Source organism: Rhodococcus sp. NCIMB 12038, from assembly GCF_002165735.1.
GTDB lineage: Bacteria > Actinomycetota > Actinomycetes > Mycobacteriales > Mycobacteriaceae > Rhodococcus_F.
On sequence record NZ_NHML01000027.1, the window covers coordinates 1 to 17,931 of the forward strand.

Here is a 17,931-nt window from a genome sequence, read left to right on the forward strand (position 1 = left end):
ACGACGCCACACCCGTGGTCCCGCAGCAGCTCGAGGGCGCCGACCGGGAGCAGGCCTGGCAGCGCATCGCCGCCGCCCAGCCCCGCATCGCGAAGTATCAGAGCAAATCCGATCGGCAGTACCCGGTCATCCGGCTCACGGCGCGATGACCCGAACAACACTCTCGCGACGAGGGGTTCTGTGGGGACGTCAACCCGCCCGGTTGCGACTCAGAGTCCAGGTGTTGACGGTGCCGTCCCTGCGGTAGTCGAGTCGGTCGAGAACTGTGGCGGCGATCACGAGGCCGCGGCCGCGTTCGGCGAGTTCGTCCGGGAGTTCGACGGCCGTGAGATCAACCGACACCGGATCGCCGTCGTCCTCGAACCGGGCCTCGACTCTGTCCGGCAGAGCCCGGACTTCGAGTGTCATGGTCACGGTGTCACCGGAAGTGTGCTCGATGATGTTCGCGGCGATCTCGGCGACAGCGGACTCGAACTCGATGCGCCGGCGACCGTCCAGCGGGTCGTGCACCCACAGTTTCGCGAGAAGTTCGTGGACCTCGTTCAGGCTTTCCTCGCGGGCGGCCGTGCGAATCCGTCGGGAAAAGGAGCCGAGTTCAGCGGCCATCGAATGCGGCATCGACGGAGTCGTGGCTGCGGAGTACACGATTGAGGTTGGTCAGCGCGAGCACGGTCTCGACCTGCTCGGTGGGCTGTGCGATGCGGAGGTCGCCGCCGGCCTGCCGGGCGGCCTTGAGACCGGAGATGAGTGCCCCGAGCCCCGAGGAGTCGATGAAGTCGGTAACGCTCAGATCGACCACTACGCGGTTCGTTCCGCCGTCGACGAAGCCACGCAACAAATTTCGCAGGCGTGGCGCCGCCACCATGTTCAGCCTACCGACCGGACGCACCACAGCCACACCCTCTTCCGTCGTACAACTCTCGAACTCGATCATGCAGTTTCCTCCTGTCGGAATCCGCGATATCGGACCGCGGGGATGACGACACTCAAGATGACCAGGTCGAACGCAACCCAGAACAGGTTCACACCAACGCCGAGCACGGAAATGTTCCCGAGCACCAGATGAATCACGCCGATTACCGACGCGAGGACGAGTGCCGCCATAGCTATCAGCTGGTACCGCACCAGATACCACGGGGGCGCACCACGTTCCTGCCGGGTCTTGGGCGTCACCGCGAAGCCCAGCGGCCGCCCCGCGTACACGTTGAGGACAGCGGTCCAGCACGCTTTGATCCACACCGGGAAGAGAGCGAGGCTGTACTGCTGGCCTCGCCAGGTGGGAGTGCCGCGGCTGACCACGAAGAACACCAACTGGTTGAAGGCGAGGAACGGAACGAGACGGCCGAAGAACTCCCAGCTGTAAGCCTGCACGGGCATGACGCCGACGACGAGGTACACCACTGGTGCGGCGATGTAGACGACGGCGGCGAAGCCGGAGAGGTAACTCCACATCGTCGCCCAGTACATCAGTCGCTGTGCAAGGGTGAGACCGCGTTGCAGCAACGGGTTGTCCCGGAACATCACCTGGATGGTGCCCTGTGCCCACCGCAGGCGCTGGGTCAGCATCGTGCCCGCGTCTTCCGGTGCCAGACCGTGGGCGAGTATCTCGTGGTGGTATGCGGTGTGCCAACCCAGTTCGTGCAATTTCATGCACGTCGCCATGTCTTCGGTGACCGAGATGGTGACCATCGGCAACACCGGCTGTGCCTCGTCGTCACGACCGACGTCGACCGCCCGGATCAGCGTGCGGACGGACTCGATGGCGCCGAGCGGTGACCATTCGCGCTCGGCCAGACGCGTCAACGCAGCATCGTCGAGGACCGCGACGGGAGCGTCGGTGTCGTGCAGGTCCGTTTCCAGCGCGGCGATGACCGCCAGGTCGTCGCGGATCGACTCGACGTCTGCGTCGACGATCGTACGTGCGGCGGCGTCGACCCGTTGCTGGAAGTCGTAGGTGACGTCGGCGACTGGTCGGTCGCCGCGAAGCTCTTTCCGTGCCGAATGCACGGCCTCGGTGACCTCGTCGAGGACTTCAGCGATCTTCCTCTGGTCACCGGGCAACTCGGCCCGGGCCTTCGTGACAACCTTTGCGGCCGTCCGCAGTGCCCGTTGCACGTCGCGTTCGACGGCTTCGACGTATCCGGCGATGCCGAGCTGCATCAGTGCGTCGCGGCGTAGCACGGCGTTGGACCCGCAGAAGAAGGCCGCGTTCCAGCGATCTTTGCCCTGTTGAATGGGACCGTAGAACAATGGTGCCTGACTACCGAGAGGGTCGCCCGTGGGCACGTTCACGAAGTACTGCGGTGTCTGGACGATTGCCATCTGCTCGTCCGCGAAGTATCCGAGAGTGCGATCGAGGATTGCTGGATCGGGCACCTGGTCGGCGTCGAGAATGAGGATGAACTCACCCTCGGTGAGCATCAGTGCGTTGTTCAGGTTGCCGGCCTTGGCGTGCCGGGGTTTGTTCTTCCAGGACGCCGCACGGGTCACGTAGCGCACCCCGAGCTCATCTGCGGCGGAGGCCAGTTCGGGGCGATCCCCGTCGTCGAGAATCCACGTGGTGTGTGGGTACCGGATCCCGTGTGCCGCGGTTGCGGTCGCGAGCACCAGATCGTCGGGTTCGTTGTAGGTGGTGATGAAGACGTCGACGGTGAGGCCGCGGGGCGGTGGCGATGGCGCGGGTCGCTTCCGCAGGCGCCACATCGTCAACCCGAACAGCAACGAGTCGATCAGACTGTAGGTTTCAGCGGCCACCAGCGGCACGGCGATCCACCACGCCGACCAATTGACCGAGAACAGCCATCGCCACACGATGTAATTGAGACCGAGCAGGGCGGTGAGGACGATCAGTACCCGGAGACCGGCAAGCCGCAGGGGTGACACGTGTGCCTCCTCCTCAGCAATCGTGACGTCGAAGGGCGACGACGGTGATGTCGTCGAGGGGCGGGGCGACAGCGGCGAGGTCGTGAACGGCTGCCAGCAACCGTGTCGGCGACGGGTGCGCAGCGGCGAACGCGGGCACCGACTCCCATTCGCCGTCGATGGCGTCAAGGTGGTCGAGCAGGCCGTCGGAGCAGATCACGAGCATGTCGCCGGGGTGCAGCGTGCTGTACTGCACCGCCCAGGAGTCGTTGTCGACCACCCCCAGCGGCAGTCCGGAGCTGCGGAGCTGTTCCACGGTGCCGTCCCGCCTGACGATCATTGCGAGACCGTGCCCGCCATCGACGTAGTGCAGTGCGCCGGAGTCGACGTCGATCCGCGCGTGGAACAGCGTCACGAACGTGCCGGTACGGTCGAAGTCCTCGGCGAGTTGTGCCGCCACAGCGGCCACTGTGCGTCCGAGGTCGGGGCGATCCTCGCCGTACGCGGCCAGCGCATGAGTGACGCCGCGCAACGCCGACCGGACCGACGCCGTGAGGATCGCGGCGCCGAGGCCCTTTCCCATGACATCCGCGAGGCTGAACATCGCATCGGCGCCGACCCGGTAGTAGTCGTAGAAGTCACCGCCGACAGCGAAGGCCTGCACGCACGACGACTCCACTTCGTACCCCGGCAGATCGATCTCGTGTCGAGGGAGCAGTTCACGCTGAATCCTGGCGGCACGCCCGAGTTCATCGGAGTGCTCCAGTTCCCGCTGCGCCCATTCGGCGAGTTCGACGAAAGCGGCCAACTGCGTCGAGTCCAGTGTCCGGGGCTCGGTGTCGTAGATGCAGAACGTCCCTACAGGGTGGCCACCGGGCCCGTACAGCGGATAGCCGGCGTAGAACCGCACCCCTCCGTCCGCGGCCACTCCGGGGAGATCCGCGAACGCCGTCTCGCGTCGCGTGTCCTCGAGAATCAGCATCGGATCCTCCGGGTGGTGATAAGCCCGGGCGATCGTCGTCTGGCACACGGTCTGCGCTCGTGGAATGTTCTGCATGTCGAGGCCTTGCGTCGACTTGACCCACTGCCGATCCCGATCAAGGAGCGACACCGCTGACATCGGAACCCCGAAAAGGTGACGCGCCATCCGCGTGATCTGGTCGAAACGCGCCTCGGGCGTCGTATCCAGAATCGCCAGCTGTTCGAGTGACCGAAGCCGCGCTGTTTCGGTGCCTTCGGCAATCGTCGGGATGTCCATGTCAGCGGTACCTCCTCCCCAATGCTTCCGCCAGAGCGGCAGCCGATTCCGGTGTGCTCGTCAGCCGCCAGTCGGCCTCCTTGTCGTGATCGAACCATATGAAACCGGACACGTCGTCCTCCGCTGTGAGGAAGTCGACGAGCGCGCCGATCCAGTCGGCCTTCGACCCACCGGCGTCGGCGCTTCCTACCTCGGTGACCAGGATCGGCTTACGTGGCGCCAGGTTCCGCAGGTCATCCAGGCTCGGACCGAATAGCTCGGCCGGTTCCACCCACGAACTCGACGGCTGCGTCGTGCCCCAGTTGTATCCGTCCACGCCGAGAACGTCGACGTAATCATCGCCGGGATACAGGTCGGCCATCGGGCTGCTGCCCTCGAACCGGACGTTGGATGCCCATACCCAGTGCACGTTGTCGGCGCCCTTCGATGCGAACAGGTCGTGGATGTGACGCCACGCCGCGACATAGTTGCTCGGCTGCGTTCCCTGGGCCACACTCCACGGGTACCAGGTTCCGTTCGGTTCGTGGGCGAAACGGAGGTAGACCAGTTCCTTCCAGGCGATCAGTTCGTCCGCCCACCGGTACAGGTAGTCGTCGTGGACACCGGCGGCAATCGACGACGACGAGAACTCACCCGATCCGAACCGCCCCTCGTCGAGCCACCGCCAGGGTTCCCAGGTGATCACCGGCACGGCGCCGAGGTCCCGCACGGCCCGCAGGCCGTCGATCGGAGGAGGCGAGATGAAGTCGGAGTACGACAGGACCACGGTCGGTGGTTCACCGACCACCTTCGCGACACTCTCGAACTCCTCTACGGCCGTAGGGCCGCCCGGTGTGCTGACGCCGAACCGCAGGCAGGCACGTACTTCCAACGGGGTCATCGGCCCGTGGCAGCCGGATTGACTACTGCCACAGGCGGACACGACGATCGCCACCACCACCGCAGCCAAACACAAGCGAGTCGGCCTCATGACGCCTTGTTCTCATCATCCGCCCCGTACGTGCTTCCCACCGTTACCCCGGCACGGTGAGAAATTATCGCACTGACAGGCCCGCGGTGTCCCATGAAATCCTCGAGTCCCTCTGTCGACTCCGCGGATGTCGCCTCGTCGGCACCGCTCGTTACCAGTGGTGTCGCCCCTGCCACCGCTGGGACGTGTCATCCGGAATCGAGAAGCGCCGCTCACCGGGCCGCCCGTAGCGTCATGACCAGAACACGACGGTTGGACCAACAGGAGAAAGCCCTCACGACGAACAACCAAGCAGGCAAGCGCAAGCCGGGTACGCCGGGTACGTTTCCGCGATGGATGCAGCGGAAAATGAACGCCCGCATGAACCGCAAGATCCGACGCGGCCACGGCCAGTTCATGGGCATGGACGTGCTGATCCTCAACACCGTCGGCCGTCGGAGCGGTCAGCCGCGGCAGTCACCCCTGGCGTGGTTCGCCGACGGTGACGACGCCCGGCTGGTCGTCGCGTCGGGCGGGGGGAGCCAGAATCCCGACTGGCACGCCAACNTGATGGCGCATCCCGGCGAGGTGTCGATCGAANTGCCCGGCAACGACGCCACACCCGTGGTCCCGCAGCAGCTCGAGGGCGCCGACCGGGAGCAGGCCTGGCAGCGCATCGCCGCCGCCCAGCCCCGCATCGCGAAGTATCAGAGCAAATCCGATCGGCAGTACCCGGTCATCCGGCTCGTCGCGCGGTGACGTCGCGCTCGGCACCCGGAATCCTGGGTGCCGTCGCGGCCCGCGACAGGTGCATATGTCTTGACAAAGTTTCGACTAGAACGTACTAGTTGTGTACGACGTCTCCCCGACAGGAAGTGCACAGCGGTGAAAATCGGACTACTCACTGACTCCGTCAGCCATCTGCCCTTCGAAGCCGCTCTGGACCTGGCGTGCACCCACGGACTGTCGTCCGTCGAGGTCGCTACGGGAAACTGGTCGGAGAGTCCACACGCGGATCTGCCGGCCCTGGTGTCGTCCGAAGGGGCGCGGGACGAGTTCCTCGGCAAGATCACCTCGCGCGGGCTGACGCTCAGCGCCCTCACCGCCAACGGCAACCAACTCCACCCCGTCACCGGGGACCGGCAGTCCGAAGTCGTCCGCGACACCATCAGGGCGGCCAGTGCACTCGGAGTCCCGACAGTCGTCCTCATGTCGGGATTGCCGGGCGCCGAGGGTGACTCGTCACCCAATTGGATCACCACGTCCTGGCCACCGGAGAACCTGGACATCCTCGCCTACCAGTGGCAGGAGGTGGCGATCCCCTATTGGAAGGAACTCGCCGCCTACGCGCGCGACGCCGACGTGCGTCTTGCCGTCGAAGCCTGTGGCGCCCAACTCGTCCACAACGTGTCGACTCTGCACCGGCTGATCGACAGCGCCGGGGCCGACGTCGTCGGCGCCAATCTCGACCCCTCGCACCTCATGTGGATGGGCGCGGACATCCCCGCCGTCATCAGATCCCTCGGCGAGTCCATCTTCCACGTCCACGCCAAGGACATCCGGATCAACCGGTGGAACGCCGAGAACGACGGGCTGCTCGACACCGTTCCGATCACCACCCCGCACGACCGCGCATGGAACTACGTCACCCTCGGCCTGGGACATCCGGGCGGGCAGCAGTTCTGGGCCGACTTCGTGTACAACCTCCGCTCCGTCGGCTACGACGGCACGATCAACATCGAGCACGAGGACGCGCTCGTCAGTTCGACCGAGGGCGTCGGCCGGGCGGCCGATCTGCTGAAGCAGGTCGTGCTCACCGAAACCCCCGACTGGACACCGGCCCGCGTATAAGTGGACAACCGTATAGATGGACCAGCGTGTACGCCGGGTAACCCTTAATCTATGAGCGACAACGGCGCGGAAAGTCGACCCGCACAAAGTCGGACGCCGTGGGACCCGGGATACCTAGGAGCGCGACCATGCCGCTGGCACCGTTCGACCCCATCACCGCGATCTACACCCCGGCGCACGCCTGGATGTACGAGACCATCGTGGCACCGGCCGTCTACCGCTCCCGCAGCGTCATCGACGAGTACTTCCTGCCGCATCTCCCACCGAACGCGCGCGTTCTGGACGTCGGATCGGGTGGGGCGCTGTTCACCAAGTACCTCGCCGACCAGCGCCCCGACGTGCACATTCTGGGTCTCGATCTGTCGGAGGCGCAGATCAAGCGCGCGACCAAGCGCATGCGCAACTACGGCGACCGGGTGCGGTTCGACGTCGGCGACGCCACGAAGCTGCAGTTCGCCGATCGGAGCTTCGACGGCGTGATCAGCTACGGCTCCATCAAGCACTGGTCGTCGCGCGAGGCCGGGCTGGCCGAGTGCGTGCGCGTCCTGAACCCGGGCGGGCCGTTGCTGATCACCGATGCGGACCGCAGCACGAGTTTCGAGGACGCCGAGAAGTTCGTCGAGGACTACAAGGCACCGCGTTGTCTCGGTGCCGTCAACCTCGCGATCTTCCACACCTGGATCGCCGGGCGCTCCATCAGTCTCGACGAGGCTCGGGACCTGGCGAGCCGGCTCGAGCTCGACGACGCGCACGTAGCCCGCATCACCGACATGCCGCTCGTGATGATTTCCGGTCGCCGGCCTGCGTGAACATCGCCGTCAGGCGCCCGTCCTGGCCGGCAGTGACGCGATACCGCTGACGAACGCGGAGAGCAGCAACTCCGGCTCTCCCACCGCGTGGATGGTGGGGTGGGCGGTGAACAGTTCCTCGAGCATGACCCGCAGTTCCAGCTTCGCGAGGTTCACGCCCAGGCAGTGGTGGATGTCTTTCGCACCGAAACCGAGTTGCTTGCCCGCGTTCGGGCGAGTGATGTCGAACCGGTCCGGATCGTCGAAGACACGTTCGTCGTGGTTGGCGGACAGGTACCACATGACGACCTTGTCCCCGGCCGCGATGTGGGCGCCGCCGAGTTCGGTGTCTACGGTCGCGGTGCGCCGCATGTAGGGCACCGGAGACGCGAAGCGGATCACCTCGTCGATCGTGTTGTCGATGTGGCCGGGGAAATCGGCGAGCAGCAATTCCTTCTGGCCGGGGTGCTCGCCGAGCAGGTGCAGCGCCCACGCCAGCGCTTGCCGGGTCGTCTCGAAACCCGCCGTGATCAGCAGGATGACGAACGACCCGAACTCCGCCGGCGTGAGGGTCTCCCCGTCGACCATCGTCGACACCAGGCGGGACGTCAGATCGTCGCCGGGGTCCGCCTTACGTTTCTCGCCCATTTCCAGGGCGTACCCGTAGATCTGGCCGAGACCGGCCGCGCCGCCGGGGGCGGTGACGAACTCCTGATCCCCACCTCCGGAAACGACGTCGGCCGCCGCCACCAGGATCATCGGCCGGTCGCTCTCCGGGATCCCGAGCAGCTCGCAGATCACCTGCACCGGCAACCGGGTCGCGACCTCGGGGACGAAGTCGAACACCGTGTTCCGCGGCAGGTCGGCGGCGATCTGCCGGGCGTAACCGCGTACCCGCTCGGCGATGCCCCGCACCGACGCCGCAGTGAACGCCGATTGCACGATGCCCCGCAGATGCTGGTGCCGGGGGTTGTCCATCGCAATCATCGACATGGCGAATTCGAGGATCTCGACGGGGACGTCGTCGATGGTGAAGCCCTTGGCGGAGGAAAAGACCTCCGGGTTCCGGCTCACCGCCACCACGTCGTCGTAACCGACGACCGACCAGAAGCCCGGACCGGCTGTTTCGGTGTGGAACTCGATCGGCGAACGCCGGCGAAGCCCGGCGAACAATGCGCGACGATCCGCGAAGCTGCGGTCCCAGAACATGCGTGCGGCAGGCGAGATGATTGATTCGGACGCAGAACCCGTCACCGGTCCCCCTCGGTCGGTCGAACAGACACTGCGACCCTACTGGGCGAGCAGCGGTTGCGCAGGTGAGGCATCACCGCAGGTCAACGGCTATGATCTTAGATTCGGCCTCCGGTGCGCCGGAGATGAACGGGGAGGACGACCTGTGACGTTGAGGGTTCGACTCGGCGACCTGCGAGAGTTGCGCGTTCATCCGTTGGCGATGACAGAAGCAGGGTTCCGGGCCGGCTTGACCCAGCAGGACGCCTTCACCCGAGGTCGCGGCCCCTTTCCCGGCGACGCCGAGACTGTCTTCTCCGAACGTGAACTGTTCGTCACCGCACCCGACGACGAGGTGCTCGCGGTCGCGACGATCACCGGGGTCCGCGAGTACGACGGCGAGTTCCTCGTCGACGGCGACCTGGTCGTCGACCACGAGCGGGTGGGGACGCGGCTGCTGATCCGGACCCCCGCCGAGAATGTGTTCTCCTGCGCCGACGAGGAAACGGCGTGGGCGGGCTCGATCGAACGGGCACGGTGGATCTACGTGCGGGCGCTGGTCGAGGTCGCAACGGTCAAGACCGCCTCCTACGACCGTCGGCTCGCGGGCGCGGATCCCGCTGCCGACCCCGAGGCGACCCTCGCCACCGCGGACGAGACGATGCAGGTGGTGCCCCGGTACGTGATGATCCACCGCAGCGGGAAGCTACGACTCGGCGGTCCGTACGCCGACGTCGCGGACTGGGACGGGCACGTGGAACCCTGGTCCGACCACGGATACGTCGACTGCCTGCGCCTCGACGACGTCCTGGGTACCAGCGGCGACCTCGACATAGACGCTCTTCGGCCACTCACCTCGCGGGCGGCCGCCGCGGAACTCCTCGAGTCGCTGGGATGGGACAAGGTCATCCGCCGATTCGTCGACGCTCGCTGACCGCCGGACGCGCAGAATCCAACGCAAACGGCTTGGTCTGTTCGGCCGCGATCCGGGTCTGATCGGTGGCATTGTAAGTGTGGGCTTTTATCTCATCGCATGATCCGTTACCACTCGACGGGAGTTCACGCATGGCCACGCACCTCCACCTCGGACACATCTTCCACATCGCCGGCGCACCGAAAGTGACCGAAGCCGCGGCCGCCCTCGTTTCGATACCCGACGGCGCCCTGGTGCTGGACGACGGTGGGCGAATCGTGTTCTGCGGTGACCGCGCCGAGATCCCGTCCGAATACGAGTCCGGCACCGTACACGACCACCGGCCAGGGTTTCTGCTGCCCGGGTTCGTCGACACCCACGTCCATTTCCCCCAGACCTACGCCGGCGACTCCTACGGCGGCGGGCAACTTCTGGAGTGGCTGACCCTGTGCATGTTCCCGTCGGAGGCGAAATTCGCCGACCCGGAGTTCGCGCAGCAGGCGGCCGTCGAGTTCACCAACCGGCGCATCTCCGCGGGCACGACGGCCGCCATGGTGTTCGGTTCGGCGTTTCCGCATGCACAGGACGCGCTGTTCACCGAGACGCAGAAGGCCGGCCTGCGCATCGTCAGTGGCCGCGGAATTCAAACCGTCGGTGACGAAACCGCTCAGCCGCTGATGACGTCCGAGGAGGACGCCATCCGGCTCACCCGCGAGGAGATCGAGAAGTGGCACGGCGCCGACACCGGCGACGTCGACACCGCGCTCCTGCATGTGGCGATCATCCCGCGGTTCTCACTGTCGGTGACGCCGGAAACCTTGAAGAATCTCGGGGAACTCTACGACGAGGTGCGGGACCGCGGGGTGTACGTGCACTCGCATCTCAACGAGAACAACCGCCCCGGCACCGGCGAGGTCGACTCGACCAAGGAGACGTACCAGGTGAACTCGTACCTGGACACCTACGACGGGAAGTTCCTGCCCGGCTCGGCGGTCGGCGGAAAGAGTCTGCTGGGCCGGCGCACCATCCTCGCGCACTGCGTGCACTGCCAGGACGTCGAACTCGAGCGGATGGCCGAGACCGGTACGTCGGTCTCGCACTGTCCGATCTCGCAGCTGTTCCTGGGATCCGGAACGATGCCGTGGAAGCGCACGGTCGCGTCGGGTGTCACCATCTCTGTGGGAAGCGATTACGGCGGCGGTGACGAATGGCTGATCCCGCGGGTGCTCGGCGACGCGTTCAAGGTGCACATCACCGAGGCCGGTGACGACGGGGTGTCGATGCACCCCGCCGAGATGCTGTTCGTCGGCACCCTCGGCGGCGCACGGGCCCTGGACATGGAGAACCGGTTCGGCAACTTCGACACCGGGAAGGAAGCCGACTTCGTCGTCGTCGACCCGTCGGGCACACCGGCGCTCGACGGTTTGCTGCGCAACGGCTTTCGGTCGGCCGATCCCGAACTGGCTCGCGATCAGACCCTGTTCGCGCTGCTCATGGGGATCCGCGAGACGTCCATCGCCGAAGTGTACGTCGCGGGCAAACGCGCAAAATCGTCCTAGACCGACGGTGGTGGCCGACCTCGCGGGCCGGCCACCACCGCGGTGCTCAGCTGGGGTTCACCGACGAATGATGGTTGGCGATCAACCACTTTCCGTCTTCGTACCGGTACACCCACGTGACCCTCGCCGCCACGTCCTGGCCGTTGGCGTTGATGACCCAGCGACCCACGTTGTAGGCGAGGTTGCAGTCCGAATACTTGTAGCTTTCTTCCATCCGGGCCGTGGGATCGGCCTTGATCAGGTTGACGAAGTACTCCGTTATCTTCTCCGGAGTGTCGGCGATGGGCACCGACAGAGTCGGCAGCAGTATCGCGTCCGGACGGTACAGCGCGGCAACCCTGCTCGCGTCGCCGGACACCAGTGCATCGTTCCAACTCGTGAAAAGCGCATCCAACTCACTGTCACTCGCGCGGACGCAACTGTCCTCGCTTGCGGACGTACTGTCCGATGAACACGACACCACCGAAATTGCCAACGCGAGAACCGCTATGCCTGTGCCGAACGGTTTGGTGTTCATACCAACCTCCGCGGAGAAAGGCGCGTACGGGAACGACCCGCCAACCGATCAAGCGTAACTCCGCGACCATATGACGCGGACCGGATCAGCGCACCCCGACCCACGCACCCGATGCGACCGATGCGGTGATGGCGTCGAGGGTTTCGGCCGCGGCGACGGCGTCGGCGATCGTTGCGCCCTGGGGCTTTCCGTCGACGATCGAAGCGATGAAGTTGTTTCCCTCGATGACCTTGAGGTCGTCGTAGCTCATCGAGGACGCGGAACCCGGCTGGAAGCGCGCGTAGGCTCCGGCGTCGGGCCCCACCCAGACCGTCGTGACCGGCTGGTCTTGATACCTGCTGCCGAGACTCGTGCCGAGTTCGTTCATTCGGCGGAAGTCCCAGTACACCGCACCTTTCGTGCCGTGGATCTCGAACCCGTAGTTGTTCTGCTCGCCGACGGCCACGCGGCTGGCGTCCAGTGTCACCCGTCCGCCCGATGCAAGGCGGATCAGCGCGCTGACGAAGTCGTCGTTTTCCACGGCTCCCAACTTGCCGCCGGTGGCGCGCGCATGCCCGCTGGTGGCCCCCGTCGGGACGGCGCGCTGCGGGATGAAGACGGCGGTGTCGGCGACGACGGCGTCGATGTCCCCGAGCAGGTACCGGACCAGGTCGACGCCGTGGGAGGCGAGATCGCCCAGCACGCCCGACCCACCGCGCGCGTTCTCGTAACGCCAGCTCAGCGCGCCGTCCGGATGTGCGGCGTAGTCGCTGAGGAAGCGGAACCGCGAATGCGTGATGGTGCCCAGTTCGCCCGAGGCGATGAGATCGTGAGCCATCGCGACGGCAGGTGCGTGCCGGTAGTTGAACCCGACGGTCGACTGGACGCCGGCCTTCTCGACAGCGGCAGCAACAGCCTTCGCGTCCTCGGACGACAACCCGACCGGCTTCTCTATCCAGATGTGTTTGCCCGCCTCGGCCATCGCGACGCCGATCTCGCGGTGCAGGAAATTCGGTGCGGTGATGCTGACCGCGTCGATGTTCTCGTCCGCGGCGATGTCGCGCCAGTCCGTCAGCGCTGCGCCGAACCCGAACTGGGCGGCGGCTTCCTCGGCACGGCCGGGTACCTCGTCGGCGACGGCGGCCATTCGGATCGCGGGCGCTTCCGGGAAGTGGTGGCGCTGCCGCAGATACGCGTTGGTGTGCACTCGGCCCATCCAGCCGAATCCGGCCACTGCAACTGCGATCTCGGTGGGGTGGACGTTGGTCAAGGTCGACTCCGGAACTACTCGGTGCGGCGGGTGTCTCTACGACACTGCTGTGCGCCGGGAGCGAAGTCAATCGTTTGTGCGGACAAAGTGGCCCTCGAGGGGAATTTGATGGATTTTCGCCGGGCGCAGGCAAGGGACCGCCGGCCCCGGACCAGCGTTCCCCCTGACTTCCTCGACGGCTATGCGTCCGCGCGTCGCACCAACGTCGGGACGCCGGCGTCGACCCGAACCACGCACTGATCGAGCGACTCGAACATCTCGTCCCCTGACGATCCGGAAACGGAGAGATTATGCAACACTTGCCCTTCCGAGGCGAGAAGCGAGAACCATCGGTGATTCCTGCGTGGTCATGCGAGTACGCCCCCTTCGAGATGGAACCAGATGCCCGAATTCGAGCTGTTGTGAATGCCGAGCGCGTACCACTGCCTGCTGGGACCGCCGAACACCGGTTCATTGGCCGTGCCCTGCCACTGTGTCACCAGGACCTTCGTGCCGCCACCACCCTGACTGGCATCGAGTTTCGCCGTCGCCAATTGCAGCCCCTTCCAGATGTCCCCGAAGGAGAAAGTGAATTGATTCGCGATTCGGTGTCGCACCGGACCATCAGAAGGCCAAGCAGGTCCAGGAGTCGTTCGCCCGCACGATGGGACGCGACGGGCTGCGCGTCTTCTTCGACGTCGAGGTGGGCCGCGACATCACCCATGCCGAGTTGCTGCGCCGGTATCACGCCGTCGTGTACGCGGTCGGCGCCGTCGACGGCCGACAACTCGGCATCCCCGGCGAGGACCTGGCCAACAGCGCCTCGGCATCGGAGTTCGTGGCCTGGTTCAACGGACACCCGGACTTCGCCGACCGCACGTTCGACCTGTCGCACGAAACTGTGGTGGTCATCGGCAACGTCGCACTCGACGTGGCCCGGGTCCTCACCTCGGATCCCGAGGATCTGGCGCACACCGACATCGCCGATCACGCCCTCGACGCTCTCCGGCACTCGAAGGTCCGCGAGGTCGTAATCTGCGCCCGAAGGGGCCCCGAGGACGCCGCGTTCACCTCCCCCGAGTTGCTGGGGTTGTCGTCGGGCACGGGCATCGACGTCGTCGTCGATCCCGAGCAACTCGACGCACTGGCGCTCGACGACGTCCGGCTGGGGCAAACAGAGGAGGGCCGCCGGCACCTTCCCCGATGTCAGCGGCCCCTCATCCGCTCCGGGAACGCTACGCAATGTAGGTCTTACCCGGTCGCGGGTGACAGTGACGCCATATCGCCTCTCGGCAAGTGGTCGCTCGCGGCGACTTTTCTGGTGTGGTACCCGGGGTATGAGCGCCACTGTCAGTTCCTTCAACAGTGGACTGCAGGGTGATATTCCGACGAGCTCGGATAACCGCAGGGTAGCATTAGTGCTACTATTTGGCATGGAGAGTCTCGGGCTGAAAGAACTGCGCCAGCATGCCAGTGACTACGTCAAACGTGCCGAAGCCGGGGAGACGATGCTGATCACGGTCGCCGGCCGGCCGAGCGCGCTCCTCGGCCCTGCCGGGCGGAAGACGTGGTGCGCCTTCGATGAGGTCGCCGATATCTTTCGGACGGATACCGACCCAACGTGGGAGACCGACCGCCGCCTGATCGACGACCCGATCGCGGACCCCTGGGTTTCGCGGTGAGGACGGTGCTCGACACGAGCATTCTGATCTCGAGCGATGTCCCACCCATTGACGGGGAGGTCGCGATCAGTGCTGTGAGCCTGGCGGAACTGCACTTCGGGCTCCTGGTCGCCACCACGGCGGACCAGCGAGCTCAGCGGTTGCAGCGGCTGATCGCCGTGGAACGCAAGTTCGAACCCCTCCCCGTCGACGCGGGTGTCGCTCGAAGTTACGGGCAGCTTGCCGCCGCCGTGCGAGCATATGGCCGCAAACCTCATCCCCGGGCCCTTGATCTGATGATCGCAGCCACCGCGCACGCGAACAACGCCCGACTCCTCACCCGCAACGCGGACGATCTTCGCGGCATCGAACACCTAGTCGCGGTCGACACCATCTGACGATCCCCTGCGGCCGTGGAATCGCAGTCACACTACAGGCATCCGGTGATCCTTCCGGGTTACGCCGGAATCGTGAGGGTAATCGGAGTGATAGGTGCCGTGGCGTTCCGGAACACCAGCGGCGCCGAGGCTGCGCCGGTTCAGCCCGAGAGCCGGTGCCGCCGAGCCTCGTGTCCCGCAAATGAGCAATCGCAGCAAGGAGGGATCACCGTGCCACGGTCGTCGATCAAGGACGAGAAGGTGTACAAGGAAGTTCGCAAGGATGGCGCGTCGAAGGAGAAGGCCGCACGAATTGCGAACTCGGCCGCCAATCGTGGTCGGTCCGGCACCGGCCGTAAAGGCGGCAAGTCGTCGTCGTACGAGGACTGGACTGTCGACGAGTTGAAGAAAAAGGCGAAAGAGGTCGGTTTGTCGGGGTATTCGTCGAAACGGAAGGGTGAGTTGATCGACGCGCTCCGCAATCATTGATGCCTCGTACGCAGGGGTTTTCTTCCGTGCGAAAGCGCGCTATCTTTTTGCTCAGAGGTTGAGAGCACAGCCCGGTAGGTAGTCCCGCCGCCGGGAGGAACCCATGGCCTATTTCCGCTCTGTCTCCGATTCGTCAGGATCAGCGCGGCCGCGTACCGGCATGTGGGGCGGCGCCGGTCCCTCCGGCTTCCGCATCGAGATCGATGAACCCACGGGCGGCCCGGGTGTGATCCGGGTGCGCGGTGACGTCGACGCCCTTACCGCACCGGTGCTGAGCGCGTGTCTCGCCGAGGCGGTGCTCACCGGCCACAGTGCGGTCGTCGATCTCCTGCACGTTCCGTTCATCGGATGTGCCGGGCTGGCTGCACTCGATCATGCTGCCGGCCGGATGACCGAGCAGCGCTGCCGCCTCACGGTCGCCGCCCCGCCCCGGCTGCACTCGACCCTCGACCGAATTGGAATCGGTACGACGGTGCGCTGCTTCGATACCGTCGCCGAAGCATTCCATGCAGCATTCGTGCACTCTTCCGCCGACACCACAGGCCACGAACCGACGTTCCCCACCCTCGACGGGCCGCGTTCGATGCACTGCTCTCTCGATGCACTGCCTTCCGTTGTACGTCCAGACGCGGTGGACACGGCGTGATCCTGACGGTCGGCGACCTATCCCAGAGCTCGATACAGATTGTGGTGCAAAGCACTTCGCCCGTTCAGCGACTCGCGACGACTCGGAATGTCTTCAGGCTCGCATCGGTAGCATCCGGTATGGCCATACCCGCGTGGCGGGCGCTGCACAGGTAGTCGACGACGGCCGCGTCGAGGCGTTCACCCGGCACGACTGCCGGTATCCCCGGCGGGTAGGGGGTGAGTTGTTCGGCGGCGATGCGTCCGGCCGCCTTGTCGGCGTCGACCATCTCCGCCGATCCGAAGAACGCCCCACCCGGAGACATGACCGATTCGAGTTGCAGCTCGTCCGGCGTCGGAAGATCGATGCGCGGAGCCGGTTCGAACGATTCCGCGGCACGCGAGAGGAGGGAGAGCGAAGCCACGAGGCGGTCGGTGGTTGCGTCATCGTCGGCCATCGACATCGTCGCCAGGATACGTCGGTGGTCGGTCATGCCCATGTCCAGCTCACAGTGTTCGCGCAGCCAATCCGCGCACTGATACCCGGAGGCACCGGTCTCACTGACATCGATCAGAACTTGCAATCGGTCGAGATCGTGGGATGCCTCCTTGCCCAGCAGTCGGTCGTCGAGAACCTGTAATCCATCGATGTCGTCGATACGCGCACGGGTGCGATGCGCGAGCCGCAATGCCGAGCCGAGCAGGTCCGCGCCGCGCTCGACCATCTGCCGGCGCCATCCGTCGATCGCGGAATAGACCATCACATTCGGGCTCGTCGTCATGAGCAGGTCGGCGCAGGCGAACAGATGTGCGCTGTCGACGAGATCTCCCTGCACGTGCAGGACCGATCCCTGCTCGAATCCGGCACCCATCTTGTGGACACTCACCACACACACGTCCGCGCCGGCGTCCATCGCCCACGTCGGAAGCTCGTCGTGAAAGGGCAGATGCGCACCCCATGCTTCGTCGATGATCAACGGCTTACCCCGGTCGTGGCACACCTCGGCAATAGCCGCGATGTCGGCGCAGGTGCCGTACGGACTGGGACTGACCACGACAGCACCGGCCGCGTCGGGATGCTCCTCCCACGCCTGCTGCACCTGCCGGGGTGACGGCGGATGCGAGAAGTGCATGTCCGCGTCCCACCGCGGCGCGATCCAGCGGGGTGTGACCCCGCTGAAGATCAGGCCCGCGACGATCGACTTGTGCGAGTCCCGGCCGACCAGCAGACCACCGGGATCGTTCCCGGCCACGGCCATCATCGCGGCTTTCACCGACAGGGAACTGCCGCACGTGGAAAAGAACACCTTGTCGGCGCCGACCGCCTCGGCCATCAACTGCTCGGCACGCGCGAGATACCCGTTACTCGAGTTTCGGTCGTCGAGTCCGAACGAAGCCAGCACGTCGGACCGGAACGGGTCCATACCCAGCACCTGGGTCACCCGTTCGTCGGTGCCTCGCCCCTGCCGGTGACCCGGTGGGGTGAATCCGTACCTGTCTCGGCGGTGATAATCCGCCACTGCGTCCAAGAGCGGTGCTTCCGACTGATCCATACAGGTTCTTTACCCCGGCACCGCTCGAAATCAACCGGCGCCGACCGAGGGCTCGTTGTTTTCCCGTCCACA

General features: G+C 65.6%; 20 protein-coding genes. 10 read left to right on the forward strand and 10 right to left on the reverse strand.

What is annotated here, in order from left to right; translation table 11 throughout:
- Positions 1–189 precede the first annotated feature (189 nt).
- From CA951_RS31535 to CA951_RS31555, 5 genes are read right to left on the reverse strand one after another with little or no spacing between them, the layout of a single operon-like run.
- The gene (locus tag CA951_RS31535; protein ID WP_087560611.1) at positions 190–606 is read right to left on the reverse strand and encodes an ATP-binding protein; all 417 of its coding nucleotides are present in this window, start codon (positions 604–606) and stop codon (positions 190–192) included.
- Positions 596–934, reverse strand: a complete 339-nt coding sequence (locus CA951_RS31540) for an STAS domain-containing protein (RefSeq protein ID WP_087560612.1) — start codon at positions 932–934, stop codon at positions 596–598. Before CA951_RS31540 ends, CA951_RS31535 begins: the two co-directional genes overlap by 11 nt.
- Entirely contained in the window at positions 931–2,883 is a 1,953-nt protein-coding gene (locus CA951_RS31545) for a glycosyltransferase family 2 protein (RefSeq protein ID WP_087560613.1), read from the reverse strand. The genes CA951_RS31540 and CA951_RS31545 overlap by 4 nt, the downstream gene beginning before the upstream one ends.
- Before the next feature lie 13 nt (positions 2,884–2,896).
- Positions 2,897–4,120 carry a PP2C family protein-serine/threonine phosphatase gene (locus CA951_RS31550; RefSeq protein ID WP_087560614.1) on the reverse strand — a complete coding sequence of 408 codons (1,224 nt, stop codon included), beginning with the start codon at positions 4,118–4,120 and terminating at the stop codon, positions 2,897–2,899.
- 1 nt (position 4,121) lies between these two features.
- Positions 4,122–5,000 carry a glycoside hydrolase family 26 protein gene (locus tag CA951_RS31555; RefSeq protein WP_087560706.1) on the reverse strand — a complete coding sequence of 293 codons (879 nt, stop codon included), beginning with the start codon at positions 4,998–5,000 and terminating at the stop codon, positions 4,122–4,124.
- 324 nt (positions 5,001–5,324) lie between these two features.
- Between CA951_RS31555 and CA951_RS31560 the strand changes: the two genes are divergently transcribed.
- From CA951_RS31560 to CA951_RS31570, 3 genes are all read left to right on the forward strand, one after another.
- Complete coding sequence (locus CA951_RS31560; RefSeq protein ID WP_087560615.1) at positions 5,325–5,828, forward strand: nitroreductase family deazaflavin-dependent oxidoreductase; 504 nt, start codon at positions 5,325–5,327, stop codon at positions 5,826–5,828.
- 126 nt (positions 5,829–5,954) lie between these two features.
- Complete coding sequence (locus tag CA951_RS31565; protein WP_087560616.1) at positions 5,955–6,920, forward strand: sugar phosphate isomerase/epimerase; 966 nt, start codon at positions 5,955–5,957, stop codon at positions 6,918–6,920.
- 128 nt (positions 6,921–7,048) lie between these two features.
- Positions 7,049–7,729: a class I SAM-dependent methyltransferase gene (locus CA951_RS31570; protein WP_087560617.1), complete on the forward strand. Its 681-nt coding sequence runs from the start codon at positions 7,049–7,051 to the stop codon at positions 7,727–7,729.
- Between the two features lie 9 nt (positions 7,730–7,738).
- Here CA951_RS31570 and CA951_RS31575 read toward each other — a convergent pair whose 3' ends face one another.
- The gene (locus CA951_RS31575; protein ID WP_087560618.1) at positions 7,739–8,962 is read right to left on the reverse strand and encodes a cytochrome P450; all 1,224 of its coding nucleotides are present in this window, start codon (positions 8,960–8,962) and stop codon (positions 7,739–7,741) included.
- A gap of 142 nt (positions 8,963–9,104) precedes the next feature.
- Here CA951_RS31575 and CA951_RS31580 point away from each other — a divergent pair, with 142 nt between their 5' ends.
- Entirely contained in the window at positions 9,105–9,872 is a 768-nt protein-coding gene (locus tag CA951_RS31580; protein ID WP_087560619.1) for a hypothetical protein, read from the forward strand.
- 131 nt (positions 9,873–10,003) lie between these two features.
- Complete coding sequence (locus tag CA951_RS31585; RefSeq protein WP_087560620.1) at positions 10,004–11,410, forward strand: guanine deaminase; 1,407 nt, start codon at positions 10,004–10,006, stop codon at positions 11,408–11,410.
- A gap of 46 nt (positions 11,411–11,456) precedes the next feature.
- Here the strand turns inward: CA951_RS31585 and CA951_RS31590 are convergent, their stop codons facing one another.
- From CA951_RS31590 to CA951_RS31600, 3 genes are all read right to left on the reverse strand, one after another.
- Positions 11,457–11,927 carry a DUF4440 domain-containing protein gene (locus tag CA951_RS31590; RefSeq protein ID WP_087560621.1) on the reverse strand — a complete coding sequence of 157 codons (471 nt, stop codon included), beginning with the start codon at positions 11,925–11,927 and terminating at the stop codon, positions 11,457–11,459.
- An 85-nt stretch (positions 11,928–12,012) separates the two neighbouring features.
- Positions 12,013–13,176: a Gfo/Idh/MocA family protein gene (locus tag CA951_RS31595; RefSeq protein WP_087560622.1), complete on the reverse strand. Its 1,164-nt coding sequence runs from the start codon at positions 13,174–13,176 to the stop codon at positions 12,013–12,015.
- A gap of 347 nt (positions 13,177–13,523) precedes the next feature.
- A complete protein-coding gene (locus tag CA951_RS31600) occupies positions 13,524–13,772 on the reverse strand; it encodes a hypothetical protein (RefSeq protein ID WP_087560623.1) in 249 nt (82 codons plus the stop codon).
- A gap of 47 nt (positions 13,773–13,819) precedes the next feature.
- Between CA951_RS31600 and CA951_RS31605 the strand changes: the two genes are divergently transcribed.
- The 5 genes from CA951_RS31605 to CA951_RS31625 all read left to right on the forward strand — a co-directional run bounded on the left by CA951_RS31605 (position 13,820) and on the right by CA951_RS31625 (position 16,328).
- Positions 13,820–14,536: a hypothetical protein gene (locus CA951_RS31605; protein ID WP_087560624.1), complete on the forward strand. Its 717-nt coding sequence runs from the start codon at positions 13,820–13,822 to the stop codon at positions 14,534–14,536.
- A gap of 52 nt (positions 14,537–14,588) precedes the next feature.
- A complete protein-coding gene (locus tag CA951_RS31610) occupies positions 14,589–14,837 on the forward strand; it encodes a type II toxin-antitoxin system Phd/YefM family antitoxin (RefSeq protein ID WP_179220384.1) in 249 nt (82 codons plus the stop codon).
- A gap of 5 nt (positions 14,838–14,842) precedes the next feature.
- On the forward strand, positions 14,843–15,214 hold the full coding sequence (locus CA951_RS31615; protein WP_256974166.1) for a type II toxin-antitoxin system VapC family toxin: 372 nt from the start codon (positions 14,843–14,845) through the stop codon (positions 15,212–15,214).
- Positions 15,215–15,424: 210 nt separating this feature from the next.
- Positions 15,425–15,682: a Rho termination factor N-terminal domain-containing protein gene (locus CA951_RS31620; protein ID WP_087560625.1), complete on the forward strand. Its 258-nt coding sequence runs from the start codon at positions 15,425–15,427 to the stop codon at positions 15,680–15,682.
- A gap of 103 nt (positions 15,683–15,785) precedes the next feature.
- Positions 15,786–16,328 carry an STAS domain-containing protein gene (locus CA951_RS31625; RefSeq protein ID WP_256974167.1) on the forward strand — a complete coding sequence of 181 codons (543 nt, stop codon included), beginning with the start codon at positions 15,786–15,788 and terminating at the stop codon, positions 16,326–16,328.
- A gap of 64 nt (positions 16,329–16,392) precedes the next feature.
- On the opposite strand, the gene CA951_RS44960 is transcribed toward CA951_RS31625, so the two are convergent.
- Entirely contained in the window at positions 16,393–17,859 is a 1,467-nt protein-coding gene (locus tag CA951_RS44960; protein ID WP_087560627.1) for an aminotransferase class I/II-fold pyridoxal phosphate-dependent enzyme, read from the reverse strand.
- Between the last annotated feature and the right edge of the window lie 72 nt (positions 17,860–17,931).

What these genes read in the sequence shown, in the direction of transcription:
- CA951_RS44960 (WP_087560627.1), bottom strand. Translation starts at nt 17,859, where the DNA reads ATGGATCAGTCGGAAGCACCGCTCTTGGACGCAGTGGCGGATTATCAC.
- CA951_RS31550 (WP_087560614.1), bottom strand. Translation starts at nt 4,120, where the DNA reads ATGGACATCCCGACGATTGCCGAAGGCACCGAAACAGCGCGGCTTCGG.
- CA951_RS31570 (WP_087560617.1), top strand. Translation starts at nt 7,049, where the DNA reads ATGCCGCTGGCACCGTTCGACCCCATCACCGCGATCTACACCCCGGCG.
- CA951_RS31605 (WP_087560624.1), top strand. Translation starts at nt 13,820, where the DNA reads ATGGGACGCGACGGGCTGCGCGTCTTCTTCGACGTCGAGGTGGGCCGC.
- CA951_RS31610 (WP_179220384.1), top strand. Translation starts at nt 14,589, where the DNA reads ATGGAGAGTCTCGGGCTGAAAGAACTGCGCCAGCATGCCAGTGACTAC.
- CA951_RS31585 (WP_087560620.1), top strand. Translation starts at nt 10,004, where the DNA reads ATGGCCACGCACCTCCACCTCGGACACATCTTCCACATCGCCGGCGCA.
- CA951_RS31555 (WP_087560706.1), bottom strand. Translation starts at nt 5,000, where the DNA reads ATGACCCCGTTGGAAGTACGTGCCTGCCTGCGGTTCGGCGTCAGCACA.
- CA951_RS31535 (WP_087560611.1), bottom strand. Translation starts at nt 606, where the DNA reads ATGGCCGCTGAACTCGGCTCCTTTTCCCGACGGATTCGCACGGCCGCC.
- CA951_RS31540 (WP_087560612.1), bottom strand. Translation starts at nt 934, where the DNA reads ATGATCGAGTTCGAGAGTTGTACGACGGAAGAGGGTGTGGCTGTGGTG.
- CA951_RS31590 (WP_087560621.1), bottom strand. Translation starts at nt 11,927, where the DNA reads ATGAACACCAAACCGTTCGGCACAGGCATAGCGGTTCTCGCGTTGGCA.
- CA951_RS31625 (WP_256974167.1), top strand. Translation starts at nt 15,786, where the DNA reads ATGGCCTATTTCCGCTCTGTCTCCGATTCGTCAGGATCAGCGCGGCCG.